The 15,146-nt window shown below is 50.7% G+C and carries 15 protein-coding genes; 11 read left to right on the forward strand and 4 right to left on the reverse strand.

Annotated features, from left to right (window positions below; translation table 11 throughout):
• Window positions 1-121: 121 nt before the first annotated feature.
• From argS to F5I99_RS16475, 9 genes are all read left to right on the forward strand, one after another.
• Complete coding sequence (gene argS / locus F5I99_RS16435) at window positions 122-1,879, forward strand: arginine--tRNA ligase (protein WP_151057876.1); 1,758 nt, start codon at window positions 122-124, stop codon at window positions 1,877-1,879.
• A gap of 3 nt (window positions 1,880-1,882) precedes the next feature.
• Complete coding sequence (locus F5I99_RS16440; protein WP_151057878.1) at window positions 1,883-2,548, forward strand: SPOR domain-containing protein; 666 nt, start codon at window positions 1,883-1,885, stop codon at window positions 2,546-2,548.
• Between the two features lie 104 nt (window positions 2,549-2,652).
• Window positions 2,653-3,195 (forward strand): ATP-dependent protease subunit HslV, encoded by a 543-nt coding sequence (gene hslV / locus F5I99_RS16445; protein ID WP_151057880.1) that lies wholly within the window; start codon window positions 2,653-2,655, stop codon window positions 3,193-3,195.
• Window positions 3,195-4,529, forward strand: coding sequence for an ATP-dependent protease ATPase subunit HslU (gene hslU / locus F5I99_RS16450; RefSeq protein ID WP_151057882.1), 1,335 nt, complete (start codon window positions 3,195-3,197; stop codon window positions 4,527-4,529). Before hslV ends, hslU begins: the two co-directional genes overlap by 1 nt.
• Before the next feature lie 50 nt (window positions 4,530-4,579).
• Window positions 4,580-4,957, forward strand: a complete 378-nt coding sequence (locus tag F5I99_RS16455; protein WP_151057885.1) for a gamma-butyrobetaine hydroxylase-like domain-containing protein — start codon at window positions 4,580-4,582, stop codon at window positions 4,955-4,957.
• 90 nt (window positions 4,958-5,047) lie between these two features.
• A complete protein-coding gene (gene ubiE / locus F5I99_RS16460) occupies window positions 5,048-5,806 on the forward strand; it encodes a bifunctional demethylmenaquinone methyltransferase/2-methoxy-6-polyprenyl-1,4-benzoquinol methylase UbiE (RefSeq protein ID WP_151057887.1) in 759 nt (252 codons plus the stop codon).
• A 10-nt stretch (window positions 5,807-5,816) separates the two neighbouring features.
• Window positions 5,817-6,437: a ubiquinone biosynthesis accessory factor UbiJ gene (locus F5I99_RS16465; RefSeq protein ID WP_151057889.1), complete on the forward strand. Its 621-nt coding sequence runs from the start codon at window positions 5,817-5,819 to the stop codon at window positions 6,435-6,437.
• A 165-nt stretch (window positions 6,438-6,602) separates the two neighbouring features.
• Window positions 6,603-7,964: a substrate-binding periplasmic protein gene (locus F5I99_RS16470; RefSeq protein WP_151057891.1), complete on the forward strand. Its 1,362-nt coding sequence runs from the start codon at window positions 6,603-6,605 to the stop codon at window positions 7,962-7,964.
• Window positions 7,965-7,968: 4 nt separating this feature from the next.
• Window positions 7,969-9,306: a diguanylate cyclase gene (locus F5I99_RS16475; protein ID WP_151057893.1), complete on the forward strand. Its 1,338-nt coding sequence runs from the start codon at window positions 7,969-7,971 to the stop codon at window positions 9,304-9,306.
• On the opposite strand, the gene F5I99_RS16480 is transcribed toward F5I99_RS16475, so the two are convergent.
• Window positions 9,266-9,682 carry a CopD family protein gene (locus F5I99_RS16480; protein WP_151057895.1) on the reverse strand — a complete coding sequence of 139 codons (417 nt, stop codon included), beginning with the start codon at window positions 9,680-9,682 and terminating at the stop codon, window positions 9,266-9,268. The two genes, F5I99_RS16475 and F5I99_RS16480, sit on opposite strands and share 41 nt — an antisense overlap.
• A gap of 223 nt (window positions 9,683-9,905) precedes the next feature.
• Here F5I99_RS16480 and F5I99_RS16485 point away from each other — a divergent pair, with 223 nt between their 5' ends.
• Together F5I99_RS16485 and F5I99_RS16490 are read left to right on the forward strand one after the other, a co-directional pair.
• Window positions 9,906-10,187 carry a hypothetical protein gene (locus F5I99_RS16485; protein WP_151057897.1) on the forward strand — a complete coding sequence of 94 codons (282 nt, stop codon included), beginning with the start codon at window positions 9,906-9,908 and terminating at the stop codon, window positions 10,185-10,187.
• 122 nt (window positions 10,188-10,309) lie between these two features.
• Entirely contained in the window at window positions 10,310-10,981 is a 672-nt protein-coding gene (locus F5I99_RS16490; RefSeq protein WP_456093914.1) for a response regulator, read from the forward strand.
• Here the strand turns inward: F5I99_RS16490 and F5I99_RS16495 are convergent.
• From F5I99_RS16495 to exaC, 3 genes are all read right to left on the reverse strand, one after another.
• Window positions 10,961-12,331: a hybrid sensor histidine kinase/response regulator gene (locus F5I99_RS16495; protein ID WP_151057901.1), complete on the reverse strand. Its 1,371-nt coding sequence runs from the start codon at window positions 12,329-12,331 to the stop codon at window positions 10,961-10,963. The two genes, F5I99_RS16490 and F5I99_RS16495, sit on opposite strands and share 21 nt — an antisense overlap.
• Window positions 12,332-12,336: 5 nt before the next feature.
• Entirely contained in the window at window positions 12,337-13,485 is a 1,149-nt protein-coding gene (nosP, locus tag F5I99_RS16500) for a nitric oxide-sensing protein NosP (protein WP_151057903.1), read from the reverse strand.
• 80 nt (window positions 13,486-13,565) lie between these two features.
• Window positions 13,566-15,086, reverse strand: a complete 1,521-nt coding sequence (gene exaC / locus F5I99_RS16505; protein ID WP_151057905.1) for an acetaldehyde dehydrogenase ExaC — start codon at window positions 15,084-15,086, stop codon at window positions 13,566-13,568.
• Window positions 15,087-15,146 lie beyond the last annotated feature (60 nt).

Below are 15,146 nucleotides of genomic sequence, written 5' to 3' on the forward strand. Positions count from 1 at the left end.
ACAAACCGGTAACAGGATGCGCTCAGAGATTGGCATTCAGACCACCGGACGAATTATAATGCTGGCTTAGTCCAATCCGACCGCTGTCCGGTACGGAATACTGCCACCCAACGGAAGACTCATGAAAGCACATTTAGCCGACCTGCTTAACCAAGCGATTCAGTCACTGATTCAGGCGGGCACCCTGCCGCCAGATGCCCAAGCGGAAATTCATATCGAAAATACCCGTGATAAAGCCCATGGTGACCTGGCCAGCAATCTGGCAATGACGCTGGCAAAAGCCGCTCGCAGCAACCCTCGGCAACTGGCCGAAAAAATCTGTGCCGCCCTCCCTGCGTCCGATCAGGTGGTCAAAACTGAAATTGCGGGCCCCGGCTTTATCAACTTTTTTATCAACCCGGATGCCATTTACACCGTTGTCGGCGACATTCTCAGTCAGGGTAAAGCCTTTGGCCGCGCCGGACCTAACTCTGGCCCACGCGTTCAAGTTGAATTTGTGTCTGCCAATCCCACCGGCCCTTTGCATGTAGGTCATGGTCGTGGAGCCGCCTATGGCGCCACAGTCGCCGATCTGCTTGAGGCTGCCGGCCTTGAAGTTGAACGAGAATATTATGTGAACGATGCCGGACGGCAGATGAATATTCTCGCCGCCAGCGTCTGGTTGCGTTACCTGGAAGAACTGGAGGCTGAGTTAAGCTTCCCCAGCAATGGCTACCAGGGACATTATGTACGCGATATTGCTCACCGCCTGCTGCAGGATCATGGCCCACGCTTCCAGCAACCGACCGAGCTAGTATTTGCAGACCTTCCGGCTGACGAGCCCCAGGGGGGTGACAAGGATCAGCATATCGATGCCTTGATTGAACGTGCGCAGCAGTTGCTGGGTGATGATTACACATTGATTTTCAATGCCGGCCTGGATGCCATCCTCGGTGATATACGTCAGGATCTGAGCGAATTTGGCGTGGATTATCAGGTATGGTTCTCTGAGCGATCACTGACCCATAGTGGCGATGTCGATACAGCGCTGAACATTCTTCAGGATAAGGGCCACCTGTACGAAGCGGAAGGCAACTTATGGTTTCGCTCCACCGCTTTTGGTGACGACAAGGACCGGGTTGTGCGCCGTGCCAATGGTCAGACGACCTATTTCGCATCGGATATTGCCTACCACATGAACAAGTTTGACCGGGGTTTTGACCAGGTCATCAATATCTGGGGTGCCGACCATCATGGCTATATTACCCGCGTCAAAGCCGCCATCTCCGCACTGGGTTACGACCCTGAAAAACTGATCGTAAAACTGGTGCAGTTCGCCATCCTCTACCGGGGTACCGAGCGCGTACAGATGTCCACCCGCTCAGGTTCTTTCGTCACCCTGCGCGAGTTGCGTGACGAAGTCGGTAAAGATGCTTGTCGCTTCTTCTACGTCACCCGTAAGGCCGAGCAGCATATGGACTTTGATCTGGAACTGGCCAAGTCAGAATCTAAAGACAACCCCATTTACTATATTCAGTATGCCCATGCCCGTGTCTGCTCAGTGCTACGCAAGCTGGAAGCTGAAGGGCAGCAATGGGATCAGCAGCAAGGCCTGACAGAGCTGAAACGTCTGGACAGCGAAGCTGAAAAAGATCTGATTACCAAGCTGTCACTCTATCCGGAAGTACTGCAGAACTCGGCGCTGAATTATGAGCCACACCTGCTGGCCAATTATCTGCGCGAACTGGCAGGTGACTACCACACCTGGTACAACGGCCATAAAATGCTCATTGATGAGGCCGAACTGCGCAACGCTCGTTTAACACTCAGTGTCGCGGTACGTCAGGTGCTTGCCAATGCCCTGGAACTGCTCGGCGCCTCTGCACCGGAGCAGATGTAATCCATGGCTCGACAGGATTATGCCCAGAAGCGGCGTCGCGGAACTTCCGCGAGCCGTTCTACACCCAAACGTCAGCCGCCAAAGCCTCCAGTTCGGCGCAAACCCTGGTGGCCTAAGGCCCTGCTTACGCTAGCGGCGCTGGTCGGCCTCATCTACCTGTTAAAAATACTCATAACCACCGGCCCGCAGACTCAGACCGGCACGGAAACTCAGCCGGCACGCACCCCGGCTCAGTCACCCGCTCCCGCCAGGCCAGCTGAGTCAATACAGGTTGAACCTGCCCTACCGGCGGAGCCTGCAGTGGTAACACCGGAGATACCTCCGCCACCGGATGCACCGGAGGCTCGGTTCGATTTCTACGACATACTGCCGCGATCGGAAGTACAGGGGCCGCAGAACGTCTACCACTCGACCCCGCGTGATGCGCCTGACCAATCCCGTTACCTGCTACAAACCGGCTCTTTCCGTGCCGAAACTGATGCTGAACGCATGCGCGCAGAGCTGCTGTTAAGTGGCCTGCCCAATGTGCACACTTCCCGCGTCGAAGGTGACAATGGCATCTGGTATCGCGTCAGAACCGGCCCGTTCAACACTCGCACCGAACTAAACCGGGCACGCAACCAACTAGCTAATCTGGGAATTTCCCCCTTACCTATTCCGCTGGATTAAGGCGCTGTGGACGGAAATTTCTGCAGACGAAGGTGTTTCTCACTTGAAATACCCGTCTGTGCATCCATATCAACTGCATTAACGCACTAGAGAATGGATTTACTATGACAACTATTGTTTCTGTCCGCCGCGGTGATCAGGTGGTCGTTGGAGGTGATGGCCAGGTTTCACTGGGCAACACCGTCATGAAAGGTACAGCACGTAAAGTCAGCGTACTGGCAAAGCACCAGGTTATCACCGGGTTTGCCGGTGGTACGGCCGACGCCATCACCCTCCGGGACCTATTTGAGCAACAACTCGACAAACACCAGGGCAATATTGTCAATGCGGTGATTTATCTGGCCCGCGAGTGGCGCAGTGACCGCGTACTGCGACGACTGGAAGCCCTGATGCTGGTCGCCAACAAGGACAAAACCTTCCTGATCTCCGGTAATGGTGATGTGATTGAACCGGAAGACGGTGTCGTCGCCATAGGCTCTGGTGGTAACTACGCACTGGCAGCGGCTAAAGCGCTGATGGACAACACCGAGTTGAATGCGCGGGAGATAGTTGAAAAAAGCCTGCATATTGCCGCCGATATCTGCGTATTCACCAACAACAACCTGACTATTGAACAGCTGGAATCTATCGCTGGAGGAACAGCCTGATGTCTGACATGACTCCCCGTGAAATCGTCCACGAACTGAACCGTCATATTGTCGGTCAGGAACAGGCCAAACGCTCCGTAGCCATTGCATTGCGTAATCGCTGGCGCCGTATGCAGCTGAATGATGTGCTGCGTCCAGAGGTCACCCCCAAGAATATTCTGATGATCGGCCCCACTGGTGTGGGTAAAACTGAAATCGCCCGACGCCTGGCGCGCTTGGCGAACGCCCCTTTCATCAAGGTCGAAGCTACCAAGTTCACCGAAGTAGGTTATGTCGGACGCGATGTTGAAACCATTGTCCGCGATCTGGTTGAAATGGCTGTAAAGATGGTCCGTGAAGAAGCCATGGACAAAGTGCGTATCAAAGCTGAGGACCTGGCCGAAGAGCGTATTCTGGATGCTCTACTACCCCAGGCACGCGACAGCCAGCCCCAGCCCTACGACGAGTCTCGAACTGATAGCGCCACCCGTCAGATTTTTCGTAAAAAACTGCGGGAAGGGCTTCTGGATGATAAAGAGATCGACATTGAAGTAGCACAGCCTAAAATGGGTGTGGAAATCATGGCACCCCCTGGCATGGAAGAGATGACCAGCCAACTGCAGAGCATGTTCTCAAGCATGGGCCAGCAGCGCAAACAGTCGCGCCGCATCAAGGTTAAAGAAGCACTGAAACTGCTGACCGATGAAGAAGCCGCCAGTCTGATTAAAGAAGATGACATCAAGCAGCAAGCTGTCTACAAGGTAGAGCAGAATGGTATAGTGTTTCTGGATGAAATCGATAAAGTCTGTAAACGTGGTGAGTCTGGCGGTGCCGATGTATCCCGTGAAGGGGTGCAGCGTGATCTGCTGCCACTGATTGAAGGCTGCACTGTTACCACCAAATACGGCATGGTAAAGACTGACCACATCCTGTTTATAGCTTCCGGTGCGTTTCATCTGGCCAAGCCCTCAGACCTGATTCCCGAACTCCAGGGGCGTCTGCCTATCCGCGTGGAGCTTCAGGCACTCACGCCGGACGATTTCCGTCGCATACTCACCGAACCCACCGCCTCTCTGACCGAGCAGTACAAAGCACTGTTGGCAACCGAGGGAGTGAAAGTGGAGTTTTCTGAAGACGGTATCAGTCGTATTGCTGAACTGGCTTTCGAGGTGAATGAACAAACCGAAAACATCGGCGCACGTCGCCTGCATACGATGATGGAACGACTACTGGATGAGTTATCCTACGCGGCATCGGATCGTGCAGGTGACAGCATTCTGATTGATGCCGCCTATGTTGATCTACAACTGGCCGAACTCAGCCATAATGAAGATCTCAGCCACTACATTCTGTAAACCCACCGGACGGCCTTGGCCGTCTGGACCCTTAACTTTCTGGAGCGGTTATGATTCAGATCCCACTACCCAAAGATGTCCGTCTGCACCTTAAATCCAGAACGCTGGAACTGGTTTATGCAGATGGCACTTTCGAACTGACCGCCGAATACCTGCGGGTACACTCCCCCTCTGCCGAAGTTCGCGGACACGGCATAGGACAGGAAACCTTGCAAACCGGCAAAAAGCTAGTGGCTATCCGCTCCGTTGAACCCAGTGGCAATTACGCCTTGAAAATAGTGTTTGACGATGGTCATGATTCAGGTCTGTATACCTGGGAATACCTACATGACCTGGCACATAATCACGCCGATTACTGGCAGCGCTACTTGACCAAGCTAGCTGAAAGCGGTGGTTCACGTGATGGCGGGTTGATTGCCCGTAGCTAACTCCCGTGGTTAATATTCACGCAGTTAATAACAGGACAAACCCGCTTGTCAGCGCTACAATGCCAACTTAACTCAACAGGCAGAGACAGCATGAACGAGAAAAATCAGCATAACACCACCGATTTCGGCTTTCGGCAAATACCCGCTGAAGAAAAAGTGCGCCAGGTGGCCGATGTTTTTCATTCTGTCGCGGGCAAATACGATCTCATGAATGACCTGATGTCAGGTGGTGTACACAGGTTGTGGAAACGTATCACCATTGAACGTAGTGGTGCTCGTACAGGTCACTGCATCCTCGACATAGCTGGCGGCACTGGCGACCTGACGAAAAAATTCTCCCGAATCACCGGCCCAAGCGGGAAGGTTGTGCTGGCCGACATCAATGACTCCATGCTAAAGGTGGGGCGGGATAAGCTGATCAATAGCGGAACAGCCGGTAATGTAGAATACATCCAGGCCAATGCCGAAGCCCTGCCGTTTGCCGACAATACCTTCGATATCATCACCATCGCCTTTGGCCTGCGTAATGTCACCGACAAGGATGCTGCACTGCGCTCCATGCAGCGGGTACTGAAACCTGGCGGTAAACTGATGGTTCTGGAGTTTTCCAAAACGCAGAATCCGGCCCTGACTAAACTGTATGACTTTTACTCGTTCAATATTCTGCCGCAAATGGGCAAAATAATTGCCAATGATGCTGATAGTTATCGCTACCTGGCTGAGTCCATCCGCATGCATCCGGATCAGGAAACGCTGAAAACAATGATGGAAACAGCCGGGCTGGTCAATTGCCGTTATGAAAACATGACTGGCGGTGTGGTTGCCCTGCATACCGGCATCAAACCCTAAGGGAGTCGCTATGTCTGTGCAGATGTTGTCTGCTGCCCTGCTGGGCAGCGCCGAAACCAGCCTGAATAAACTACTGCAACAGGACCCCAGAACCCTACAACGTCTTGCCGCACTGTCAGGAAAGGTCATTCGTCTTGAGATCAGCCAACCAACGTTTAGCCTGACACTACTCCCAGGAAACTCTGGCCTTGACCTATTTCTGCATAGCGAGAGTCCTGCTGACCTCACCCTAACGGGTAAAGCCCAGGATTTTATCCAGATGGCCAGCGCAGAAAGCTCTAACGATAAACTCTTTGGCAAGGGCATCTCAATCAGTGGTGATACCGGGCTAGCAACAGCTTTCAGCACTATTTTAAAAACTTTTAGCCTTGACTGGGAAAACTGGTTGGGAGACCTACTTGGCGACACGGTTGCTCACCCTCTGGCTAGTTTTATACGCAACCAACGGCAGCAATTTGGACTCATGCAACAAAGCCTGACAGCCAACAGTGTTGAATACCTGCAGGAAGAGCTGGGTGTTCTTCCCCCACGCGCTGAGATAGAAGGCTTTCTGGAAGACGTTGACCAACTGCGCGATGCCACTGAGCGCCTTGAAGCTCGTATTAGCGCACTTCGTCACAAGTCTGATTAAAACAAAATCTCTCCAACCAGCTTAGTAGAAGTGCTTGTATATCCGAACGCTATTGTGTATTTTCTAAACAATAGCTACACAAAAAAGCGCTAATATAACGACAATAATAACTTTATTAGTAGCTTTACTAATCACCACGCTCATTATCACAGGTATGGATAGCCTATGCGCAACTGGTTGTTTCTACTGGCTTTGATACTGACTCTACCGGCACATGCTGACCTGGATAAACTCAGATTCATAACGGAAGAGTACCCACCCTATAACTATGCCGAAAACGGCAAGCTGCAGGGCATCGCTGTTGAGTTGCTGGAACGTGCATTCTTGCTTGACGGCAGACAACTAGATCGAGACAGCATAGAAGTGCAGCCTTGGGCCCGTGGCTATGAAACAGTGCTCAACACCCCCAATAGTGTGCTTTTCTCTACCACTCGCACTGATACGCGTGAATCACTGTTTCAGTGGGCAGGCCCAATTTCGGCAGCACGAGTGGTCCTCATGGCGCGAAAAGCCAATGCCATTCAGATTGACAGTATTGATGCCCTGAATCAGTCTGACCTGCAGATTGCCGTCATTCATGAGGACATAGGTGCTCAGCGCTTGCAGGAACTGGGTGTTGATCCGACTCGAATTCATACCGCTTTTAACAATACCAGTGCGCTGACAATGCTGGATGCGAATCGTGTCGATCTATGGGCATATGGTGAAGACGTTGCTTTTTGGTTGATGGATACCCGAGGCTACGACCGACAGGAATTTGAAGCGGTTTATACCCTCAGTGAAGCATCCCTGTATTTTGCCCTTAATGCTGATACAGATCCGAACTTGACAGCTCAACTGCAAGCCAGCATAGACAGCGCAAAAGATGCTATGCCGTCACTCAGGCTAGTTACAGAAGAGTACCCACCCTATAACCACATAAATGACCAGGGTGAAATTCAGGGTACAGCAACTCAGCTACTTAAAAAGGTGCTGCAGCGAAGCGGATTTGAGGCTGAATTTCAGTTATTACCCTGGGCACGCTCACTGACCGAGGCCCAAATGCGCGAAAATACCTGCGTATACTCAACCACGCGCACACCTGAACGAGAATCCCAGTTTATGTGGATAGGTCCGTTATTGAGCACTCAGTGGGGCGCTTTTTCACTGGCATCTTCTCCCCTTGATGCGGGTAATCTGGATGATTTGTCAGGATTGCGCATTGGCAGTTTTCGTCAAGATGCTGTAGGCAATTATGTGCAAGACCAAGGCCACAGCTTGATTCTGGCAACCACTGACCGCGAAAACCTAGACCGCTTGAGCGCCGATCTGATTGATGTCTGGGTCACGGGCGTTGCCTCGGCTGAATACCTGGCTGAGCAACAAGGCACTGCGCTGAACAGATTATTTGTTTTTAATGAAGTTCCTCTGTATCTAGCCTGCCATAAGACACTGTCACCGCACCTTCAACAACGAATGCAAAGTACCCTGGAGGCCATACTGAAAGAACAAGGCGAACTACCAGCTCCCACTCTGGACAAGGAGTAGCTGAGTGAACCTCAAAAGCAGCGGGGGGCAGGCCTACAAGCGCCCGACGGGTGTATCCCGTCGTCGCAGCCTGACGACCAAGCAGGCGCTGGCCACGCTGCTGGCAGGCCTGACGCTCAGCTTAATTGCAGGCTCTATTGAGCTGATTATTGATGTCCGCAGCATGCGCGGCGAGGTACAGAATCAAACCCGCCAAATGCTCAAGTTAGTAGAAGCCACGGCCGCCGAAGCCGCCTTTCAACTGAATCCGGAGCTAGCCGAACAGGTAGTTACCGGCCTTTTTTCTGGTGAAACAGTAGCCAAAGTAGAGCTACGAGATGATTTTGGCCGAGTAATGTACAGTCTGGGAGAAGTCGAAAAGGTAGCAAATCCACTCTACCAACGCCTATTCGGCGACATCCTCAGCTACCAGCAATCATTGGAGTATCGAGTCCAGTCTGGCGATTCAGGACGACTCGTAGGTGAACTGGAGTTGACACTGGCGCTAAAAACACTGGGACAACATTTCAGCCAACGCAGCCTGTTAATCTTCTCGCTCAGCTTGCTTAAAACATTGGGTATTGTGTTATTAATGGTTTGGGTTTTCGCCTTTCTGATTACGGGCCCATTGCTACGTGTATATAATGCACTGCAAACAATCAATCCGGAAAAACCTGGCAAATGGAATCGCCCACACCTGAAATACAACAAGGGTGATGAACTGGATCACTTGGTCAAAGGCCTTGATAATCTGCTGAAAGCTTTTCAGTCGGGCCTGGATCAACGCGATCACCTGCATACACTGTCAAGCATTGATGGACTAACCGGCTTGGCGAACCGGCGTCACTTCGACACCCAACTGGAACAGCTATGGCAAGAGGCACTTGAGCAACAACAGCCGGTGGCATTGATTTTTATGGATATCGATTTCTTTAAACCCTTTAATGACAATTATGGCCATGCTGCGGGCGATGAATGCTTACAACAGGTTGCCAGCACTATGCTGGCAACCGTAACCCGACCTAATGACCTGGTAGCTCGCTATGGCGGGGAGGAATTTGTTTGCATTCTACCTGGAACAGATTTGCACGGCGCCTATAAACTGGCATGCAGACTACAGGAAAATATTGCCAGATTAAATCTGCCGCACGCCTACTCCAGCTGTAGTGAGTGGATCACGCTGAGTATCGGGGTCGCCTCAGAAATCCCCCTTCCAGACGAGATCCACCCGGATCGCCTGTTACGTCTGGCTGATGAACGCCTCTACCTGGCCAAGGCCTCCGGACGCAACCGGATCATCCGTCAACACCCGCAACCAAACCCTAAAACGGCTTCATCAACACAAAATAAAGAATCGGTATGAAAATCAGCAGCGGCAGCTCATTGAATAAACGGAAATAGCGACCACTCTGAGTCAGCTTACCTGCTTGCATGCGCTTAAGATAGCTAAAACACCAGCCATGGTATCCAATCAAAAAACCAACAAACAGAAGTTTTGCATGTATCCAACCACCGCGAAAACCATAACCCAACCACAGCCATAAACCAAAAATCAGTGTCAACAATGCCATCAATGTCATAAAACCAAACAGCTTCCGCGCCATGATTTCCAGCCGTGCAACATCCTGTCCGGCAACGCGACCCTCTACGTAATGCACGTATATTCGAGGTAAATAGAAAATACCAGCCATCCAACTGGTCATAGCCAGGATATGCAACAGTTTAATCCATAAAAACATCGTCAATATGCCTTTTATTAACATTTGATATTACTTTTTATTCTACCCTTAACAGCCCCAAAAGGGGTAAAAGTCTGATTAAAAATACGCTAAAATATTCAACTAAAGTCTAATCCATCCTTTATCCGAGTATTTTTGTCAGAAAAAGCTAAAAATATGTTGCACTGCAACATAAGTCGTATATAATTGGTTATACATTGATCAATTATACGGGTGATTACCTATGATCAGCACGATAGAAATGAATATTCTGATTGCACTGAAGCGATTGGGCAAACGCAACGGCATCTTCCCGCCGGTGATGCTAACACTCAGAAACCAGTTCAGCGAGCTGGAATACAACGAGTTTTTTCAACACATGGTTGTATTGCAAGACAGAGGCTATCTTAAAATTGCAGCGGGCAAATCCCGGGGTATTTTTATCACACCTGCCGGTACGGCACTGGCAGAACGCCTTGAACAGGAATACCCAGACTATAGCAGCGAACTCTGCTCACTTTCCTGAATCACAAAGCTACGCAGCTTGCCTGAAGCAGGCGCTGCGTAACCTTTGCCAAGAAGATATTTCTTCCTCGCATTTTTTAGCCTAATCCCATTAAATTGGTGTAAAGTACTGCATAAAAAAGGATGCAGTACGTGATTAAACTACTGATTGCAGATGATCATCCCTTATTCAGAGAGGCGCTGATCAATGTCATAAACGCTGCGCTATGCGACCCGAAAATTATCGAAGCAGGCACACTGGACGATGCTCTGGTATTGGCCCAAGCGCACGAGGATATGGATCTGATCTTGCTGGATATTAATATGCCCGGCATGCATGGCCTGGAAGGGCTCTCAGCGCTACGTCGCGAAGCGCCTACCATTCCAGTGGTGATCATCTCAGCTGAAGAAGATAAACAGACAGTTCTGAAGGCACTGGACCAGGGTGCAGCGGGTTTTATTGCCAAATCGGCGGCACGTGATGAGATGGCCACAGCGTTACAGCAAATTCTTCAGGGCGAAGTTTACCTACCGGCCAGTATTATGCGCAAAACCCAGGAAAGCCCGCTACCAGCGCAAACGCGCCCGAGTCTATCAATGGAGTTGCTATTCAGTCTGACTCGACGACAATTGCTAGTATTGGAGCGCATGGTCAAGGGTGAATCCAACAAGCAGATTGCTACCCACCTGAACATTGCCGAGACGACTGTCAAAGCGCATGTATCGGCAATTCTGGCAAAGCTGGGCGTCAACAACAGGGTACAAGCTATTCTGGCTGCCAATGACCTGGATTTTTCAACCATCATCCGTCGCTGAATCTTTTGCCTGCCTAAGCAGGTGTGCAACAGTAACTTTCAGTTTCAACGGTTTCACAGGCTTGTTCAGCATTCGATAACCTGCATTGCGTACATGCTGGCGCAGCCCACTGGTATGATTAGCTGTAATCATCAGCACAGCCGACCTGGCAGCATAGCGGTGCAGTAATTTTTCCACCAGAGCAAGGCCTGAGCTGGATTCATTCAAGTGGTAGTCAGCAATCAACAAGTCGGGTCCCTGTGGCTCTGATTCAAAATATTTTTGCAACGCTACACTACTTTCGGCGGTGTATACCTGACAACCCCAACCCTGTAGTAATGACTGCATCGCCGTGCAGATAGCGGGATCATTATCGAGCACCCAGACACGGCTACTCTGCAACACCTGTTGATCACTGCCTTGATGGCGGTCGGGCAAATACGGCTGGTACTCAAACTGCGATAATGGCAGTAATACAGCAAACACCGACCCTTTGCCCTCGTCTGAACTGACTGCCACCGGATGCTCAAGCATGCTGGCAATTTTGTCCACTATCGCCAGCCCCAAACCCAGACCACGATCCTGCAGGGCTGGATTGGGTTTAATACGTTGAAATTCTAGGAAAATATCATCTAATTTATTAGCAGGGATACCAAAACCAGTATCGGCGACTTGTATCTGTACACCGTTAGATCGTCGGCGACATCCGAGCAATATTCGCCCACCTGCTGGAGTATAGCGCACCGCATTAGTGAGAAAGTTTCTCAGTATGCGTGCCAGCAGTACTAGATCGGTTGAGACCACCGCAGAACTTTTTACATAGTCAAAGCACAGCCCTTCCGCTTCACAGATCTGGCGAAATTCGGTCGCCAGGTTGTCCAGCAAATCCGATAATGGAAAAACACTGATATCCGGTTTGATTACACCTGCATCCAGCCTAGACATATCTACCAGCGTACCTAACAGACTATCGACATCTTGCAGCGAACGGTGGATGGCATTTGCCAGGGGCTCCAGCTCTTCTGACAAGGGCCGCTCCAGCAAGGCACCGGTAAACAGTCGCGCAGCGTTCAGCGGCTGTAACAGATCATGACTGACGGCGGCCAAAAACTTAGTGCGAGAAACATTGGCCTGTATAAGTGCCTGATTAGTCTGCCGTAGCTCAGCCATCGCCACCGAAAGCGCTTCAGTACGCTCCCGTACCTGCTCGGCCAGGGCAGCCGAATGCTCAAAAGCCGCATAAGGCGCTGCATTAAATGCGCTACCGGCTTCAACACGCTCAATCAATGCCGCATTAATTTTCCTCAGACGCTGATTCTCAAGCTGCAAGCTGTGCACCGCTTGCTGGTCTGGCAGTGTGCTATCGTCCATCAGCTTTATGCCTCGCCAATAACAACGCCGGTAAAGGTTTGATTAATATGCACACCATCAAAATGTTCGCCGTAGGTGTTGAAGCCAATCACACGATGGTGACGAAAAAAGCTGGAAGCCTCATCCAAACTATCCAGATGCTCAGTTTCTAGGCGCCGCAAAAAACAATCACAACCGAGAGTAATTAGAGGCTTGCCAATACGGCTTTCTATATCGGCAAAGCGTTTCTCCAGATCCGGCAGAATCGGTTGAGGCTGCATCGCCGTGAGCACCATGCCATTACCCACGGCACAATAGAAGGTCAGGCTTAAGTCTGGATTAACCTTTTGAATCGAGCGTACGTAATACTCCTGCCCCAGTTTCACGGCGAGCGGATGCAGGGCAAACACATCTGGGTTGAGCTGCTGCGGATGTAAGCCCAGCATATCGGCATACACCTGAGCGGCTGGCTCAGCATTCAGTTCATAGACACAACGGCTATCCGGGTCGGCGGCAGTAACAACCAGTTTATGTGCCAGGCTTTGCATGTGATGGGTGGTGAATACCTCAAAATCCAGAGAAGTGCGTACTAATGTCAGCGCGGCGGCTTGAGTATGAAAAGCTCCGTTTACGAAAACATGGGTCCCAGCCAGCTGGATATCATCACCCGCGGAGCCACCAAAATGGGCAATACTGCCCAGTGCTGAATCCAACGCCACTAATACCAGCTCTTCCTGACTCGACAAGCCATCAAGTAATGTCATGGCAAAAAAACGTCCAGGCTGAACTACCGCGTGTCGTTGGTGTATTTGACTGATCAGCTGATCCACCTGCTGCTGTGCCTGTGGCAAACTGAAATCATCCAGGGCTGCAATCAATGCAGTTTCGATGCTGAACCAGCGACGATCAAAACCCAGGGCAACGATGCTGCCACGGTCATAGCCACGAGGGGTAATTTCACCGGCTGTCGTACAACCGACCAATGGCGTTTCGCCAAAGGCATTATTCAGCGCAGCAGCCAGTTCGGGCAAGGGGTATTCGGCTGAACAAAAAAACACCACACACTCCAGCTCAGCATGGCACAAGGCAGTCGCCAGAGTTTTAGCCGCTAGGCTGACATCGGCGGCGTCGGACATGGCGGTCAACACCGGTATTTTCACATGTGGATCTAACATATCTGACTTCCTATAAACAAAAGCGCCTGGCGGCAAAACCGGCAGGCGCTTTTAGTATAGCGTTTTACACAAATCTCAGATCAGAAAAAACCCATCGGATTGGTATCATAGCTCACCAGCATATTTTTGGTCTGCTGATAATGATCCAGCATCATCTTGTGATTTTCACGTCCGACACCGGATTTTTTATAACCACCGAAAGCAGCGTGAGCCGGATAATGATGATAGCAATTGGTCCATACCCGACCTGCTTCAATACCCCGTCCCATACGATAGGCACGGTTCATATCGCGGGTCCATAGACCGGCACCTAAGCCAAATTCGGAGTCATTGGCAATTTCCAGAGCTTCCGCTTCATCTTTAAAGGTGGTCACGGATACGACAGGGCCAAAGATTTCCTCCTGGAATACGCGCATTTTGTTATGCCCCTTGATCAAGGTCGGCTGGATATAGAAGCCTTGATTCAGACTGGAATCCAGTTGTTCCTTACCACCACCAATAAGGATTTCAGCACCTTCTTCACGACCAATATCGAAGTAACCCATGATCTTTTTAAACTGCTCTTCCGAGGCCTGCGCACCCACCATGACATCGGTATCCAGTGGATTACCACGCTTAATCATCTGTGTACGTTCAATGACTTTGGCGATGAACTCATCATAAATATCTTCCTGCACCAATAAGCGTGATGGGCAGGTACAGACTTCACCCTGATTGAAGAATGCCAGTACGACACCTTCAATACATTTACTCAGGTAATTGTCTTCAAAATCCATGACATCTTTAAAGAAGATATTAGGTGATTTTCCGCCCAGCTCAACGGTAGACGGAATAATGTTTTCGGCGGCACACTTGAGAATATGCGAACCCACCGGCGTCGAACCGGTAAAGGCGATTTTGGCAATACGTTTACTGGTAGCCAACGCCTGACCGGCTTCAGCCCCATAACCATTGACCACATTGAGCACGCCGGGTGGTAACAGATCGGCAATCAGCTCCATTACCACAAGGATTGACCAGGGTGTCTGTTCAGCTGGTTTGAGAAGAATGCAGTTACCACTGGCAAGTGCAGGCGCAAGTTTCCAGGCAGCCATTAACAGTGGGAAGTTCCAAGGGATGATCTGACCCACGACCCCCAGAGGTTCGTGAAAATGGTAAGCAACGGTATTATGATCTATCTCACCAATAGAGCCTTCCTGAGCACGAATCGCACCGGCAAAGTAGCGAAAGTGATCTACGGCCAGGGGTACATCGGCATTGAGGGTTTCGCGAACCGCTTTACCATTGTCCCAGGTTTCAGCCACGGCTATTTTTTCTAGATTCTGTTCCAGTCGGTCTGCAATTTTCAGCAACATATTGGAACGTTCAGTGACCGAGGTTTTCCCCCAGGCGGCTTTGGCGGCATGCGCGGCATCCAGGGCTAATTCAATATCTTCTGCGCTAGAGCGAGGGATTTCGCAGAAAGCTTCACCAGTCACTGGAGAAATATTTTTGAAATACTGACCTTTAACCGGGGCCACCCATTGGCCACCAATGAAATTTTCGTAGCGGGGTTTTACAGAGATAAGGGCGCCTTCCTGCCCAGGCTGTGCGTATATCATGATAGAGCCTCTTGTTTTTATAGGTGTGACTGAAGCAATCACGTTTAGAAACTTTGATAC

Source organism: Nitrincola iocasae, from assembly GCF_008727795.1.
Classification (GTDB): domain Bacteria; phylum Pseudomonadota; class Gammaproteobacteria; order Pseudomonadales; family Balneatricaceae; genus Nitrincola; species Nitrincola iocasae.

Bases quoted from the DNA above. Each gene is read 5' to 3' on its own strand.
- argS (WP_151057876.1), top strand. From the start codon at position 122: ATGAAAGCACATTTAGCCGACCTGCTTAACCAAGCGATTCAGTCACTG.
- F5I99_RS16440 (WP_151057878.1), top strand. From the start codon at position 1,883: ATGGCTCGACAGGATTATGCCCAGAAGCGGCGTCGCGGAACTTCCGCG.
- hslV (WP_151057880.1), top strand. From the start codon at position 2,653: ATGACAACTATTGTTTCTGTCCGCCGCGGTGATCAGGTGGTCGTTGGA.
- hslU (WP_151057882.1), top strand. From the start codon at position 3,195: ATGTCTGACATGACTCCCCGTGAAATCGTCCACGAACTGAACCGTCAT.
- F5I99_RS16455 (WP_151057885.1), top strand. From the start codon at position 4,580: ATGATTCAGATCCCACTACCCAAAGATGTCCGTCTGCACCTTAAATCC.
- ubiE (WP_151057887.1), top strand. From the start codon at position 5,048: ATGAACGAGAAAAATCAGCATAACACCACCGATTTCGGCTTTCGGCAA.
- F5I99_RS16465 (WP_151057889.1), top strand. From the start codon at position 5,817: ATGTCTGTGCAGATGTTGTCTGCTGCCCTGCTGGGCAGCGCCGAAACC.
- F5I99_RS16470 (WP_151057891.1), top strand. From the start codon at position 6,603: ATGCGCAACTGGTTGTTTCTACTGGCTTTGATACTGACTCTACCGGCA.
- F5I99_RS16480 (WP_151057895.1), bottom strand. From the start codon at position 9,682: ATGTTTTTATGGATTAAACTGTTGCATATCCTGGCTATGACCAGTTGG.
- F5I99_RS16485 (WP_151057897.1), top strand. From the start codon at position 9,906: ATGATCAGCACGATAGAAATGAATATTCTGATTGCACTGAAGCGATTG.
- F5I99_RS16490 (WP_456093914.1), top strand. From the start codon at position 10,310: ATGCAGTACGTGATTAAACTACTGATTGCAGATGATCATCCCTTATTC.
- F5I99_RS16495 (WP_151057901.1), bottom strand. From the start codon at position 12,331: ATGGACGATAGCACACTGCCAGACCAGCAAGCGGTGCACAGCTTGCAG.
- nosP (WP_151057903.1), bottom strand. From the start codon at position 13,485: ATGTTAGATCCACATGTGAAAATACCGGTGTTGACCGCCATGTCCGAC.
- exaC (WP_151057905.1), bottom strand. From the start codon at position 15,086: ATGATATACGCACAGCCTGGGCAGGAAGGCGCCCTTATCTCTGTAAAA.